At 44.9% G+C, this 2,688-nt stretch carries 3 protein-coding genes; all 3 read right to left on the reverse strand.

Annotated elements, in window-relative coordinates:
- Window positions 1–65: 65 nt before the first annotated feature.
- The 3 genes from tnpC to tnpA all read right to left on the reverse strand — a co-directional run bounded on the left by tnpC (window position 66) and on the right by tnpA (window position 2,576).
- A complete protein-coding gene (tnpC, locus tag FYJ59_RS13755; RefSeq protein ID WP_154498898.1) occupies window positions 66–1,751 on the reverse strand; it encodes an IS66 family transposase in 1,686 nt (561 codons plus the stop codon).
- 104 nt (window positions 1,752–1,855) lie between these two features.
- On the reverse strand, window positions 1,856–2,215 hold the full coding sequence (gene tnpB / locus FYJ59_RS13760) for an IS66 family insertion sequence element accessory protein TnpB (protein WP_154498901.1): 360 nt from the start codon (window positions 2,213–2,215) through the stop codon (window positions 1,856–1,858).
- Entirely contained in the window at window positions 2,205–2,576 is a 372-nt protein-coding gene (tnpA, locus tag FYJ59_RS13765; RefSeq protein ID WP_154498903.1) for an IS66 family insertion sequence element accessory protein TnpA, read from the reverse strand. Before tnpA ends, tnpB begins: the two co-directional genes overlap by 11 nt.
- Between the last annotated feature and the right edge of the window lie 112 nt (window positions 2,577–2,688).

Below are 2,688 nucleotides of genomic sequence, written 5' to 3' on the forward strand. Positions count from 1 at the left end.
GTATCAGGCAAATAACTCGCCTGCCCGAAAAAGTATCGCCACCTGATAGAGGTGGCGAATCTTGATTATCTCTTCAGCTGTTTACAGCAATCGGGAAGTGTTTCTGACCAAGGCATTAGTTCTGCCAGTTTATCTTCAGGAACATTGTTTCTTGGGTATTCCTTAAGCTGATCCATCAGATACTGGAAATATTCAAACGGATTTAGTCCGTTTGCTTTTGCCGTTTCTGCAATGGAATACATCATTGCACTTGCTTTTGCACCGTTTTTAGATTCTATGATGTGCCAGCTGTGTTTGCCCACGCAGAATTTCTTGATACTTCGCTCGGCATCGTTATTGTCCAACGGAACCTCCGGTTCTGTTAGAAAGGTTCTCAAATACTGTTCCTGATTAAGGGAATAGTTGAGGGCTGCCTTTATAGCTGAACTCTGATCCAAGCCCGGATTGGCTAACGTTTCTTTAAGCCACGCAAAATAAGCATCTACCAGAGGCTTTACCGACTGCTGTCTGTTATCCAAAATCTCCTTTGGTGATGTTCCTTTATACATGTTGTCTGTATGATAAATCGCTGCAATCCGCTTGACTGCTTCGTCAGCGACCTTCTGCCCGGCTGTCATAGAGCTTTTATTGCCCGTAGCCTTGAGGATATCCGCATACTTTCTCCGGGCGTGAGCCCAACAGCCGGCCACTTTGATTTCATCAGCCCTGTCTTTCTGCAGGGTGTGATAGCTCTGATAGCCATCTGTGACAAGGATCCCAGTGTATCCTTTCAGATAGTCTCCGATAACATATCCTGCTCTGGAGCCGTTATCGTATTCATACAGGTAAACCGGGTGGCAGTCTCCTTTTCCGGGAGAATGGTATACCCACATATAATCCTTGGATTTTGGGTCTCCCTCCTCCTTTTCTCCGGTCATCTTGAAGGGAGATTCATCGCAGTGGATGATACCAGACCGGAACAGCTCTGACTTCATCATCCGATGCACCGGCTCCAGATAATATTGATAGAGCTTTATCATCCATCCGGCCATGACCTGACGGGAAATATGGATACCGTCATAACCATAACCTTCTGAGATCCGGTTTAATGGGACTGCATTGACATACTTGGCAGTAAACACAGAAGCTGCCAGAGATGGTGTCAGAATGCTGTGATTCAGCAGGCGCTTAGGTGCTTCTCCACGGATGATTTTACTGTTATCTCCATTTCCGGCATATACACCGATATGATGCTCCACAACCTCATAGCTGGCAGGAATTCGTTTTAATTCCTTGTACACTTCATCTTCTAACTGATGCCATCCCTTGGGGAATCGTTCCCTCAGGGTATTTTCTTCCAGATAGTGTGATTCTACCGTGGTTTTGATTCCGGAAAGATCCACTGCACGTTTTCCCTTTGGGCGCGGTTTTCTCACCGGAACAGTATCTTCCAGTGACGGTTCCTCTGCAAACCCATTCTCTGTCAGGATTTCTGCTTCATTGAAAACATTCGGATGATCCAGATCAAAAGAGAGCTGTCCCTGAATGGGCAGGTTCTTTTCAGAACTTCGTCCGAAGCGCTGCTGGGTCAAAATGGCGACCTGCTCCTTCAGATCTTCTATCTGCTTCATAAGCTGCTCATTCTGCTTCTGGATAACAGCGGACTGTTCGGAAAGAAGCCTGAAATTTTCACCCTGCTGAAGGAGCAGCATGATAATGGTTTCCTTTGGAAGAGTATTCAGTTTTTCTTCTGTTAATAACTGATTTTTCATACCATAAGTATACCACAATAAGTCGCTGAAAGCAGCATATTTACTGGATTTTTTCAAATTTTTGATAACGTATTTAACTGTCAAGGTGCGTATGAAAACAGCCTCTAGTAAAGGTCTGGTTTTAATAGTGAAATCGATTTTTTCTGTTCAATGGAAAGACCTTCCATGAGCCAGCGGAACTGCTGTGGAGATAATTGTTTCGCTTCCTGTTCGCTTCTCGGCCATTGAAAATGCCCATCACCGGTTAACCTTTTGTAACACAGAAGCCATCCGTCTCCTTCAAAAAGCAGGGCCTTGATGCGGTCGGTTTTTCGGCCACAGAAAAGAAAGATGCTTCCTTCCTCTGTCGGATCCAGTCCGAAAGTTCCGTTTACGATGGCAATAAGTCCATCAATCCCATTCCTGAGATCGGTATATCCGGTGCACAGATATATATGGGAGAAACCAGTTGCGTCATTGAGCATTCTTTATCACCCCAATCGTTCTGGCAAGCAGTGCCGGCGATGTATCTTCTGTGACCTGTATTGTGATTCCGCACACCGATAAAGTCAACTGTGATGGTTCTGGTTTTGCCATTGGAACAGCTGTAATCTGATGAGACCCGGAGTCCGTTTCTGCCGGCAGGCTCAACTCGACAAAACCGGATTCAGCTGATTGTTCCAGTGCTTCCTCACGGATGATTCGAAGCCAGTAAAAATAAGAATTACGGCTGAGGCCATTCTGTTTGCAATATTCATCCACTGTCAGGTTCGTATTGTTCCGGTCTTGAATGATGGCTTTCCATTGCTGAATGCTGTAATTTCGTTTTGCCAAACGTGTATCCATATGGAATATCCTCCTCGGTTTAAAAAGTGTAAAAAGTTGTGAACTTTTTCAGCTTTTTCAATTATCTCAACCGAGAGGTGTTTACTCAAGATGCGAGTTATTTACCTGATAC

It is taken from the genome of Waltera intestinalis (assembly GCF_009695995.1).
Classification (GTDB): Bacteria; Bacillota; Clostridia; order Lachnospirales; family Lachnospiraceae; genus Acetatifactor; species Acetatifactor intestinalis.

Bases quoted from the DNA above. Each gene is read 5' to 3' on its own strand.
- tnpC (WP_154498898.1), bottom strand. From the start codon at position 1,751: ATGAAAAATCAGTTATTAACAGAAGAAAAACTGAATACTCTTCCAAAG.
- tnpB (WP_154498901.1), bottom strand. From the start codon at position 2,215: ATGCTCAATGACGCAACTGGTTTCTCCCATATATATCTGTGCACCGGA.
- tnpA (WP_154498903.1), bottom strand. From the start codon at position 2,576: ATGGATACACGTTTGGCAAAACGAAATTACAGCATTCAGCAATGGAAA.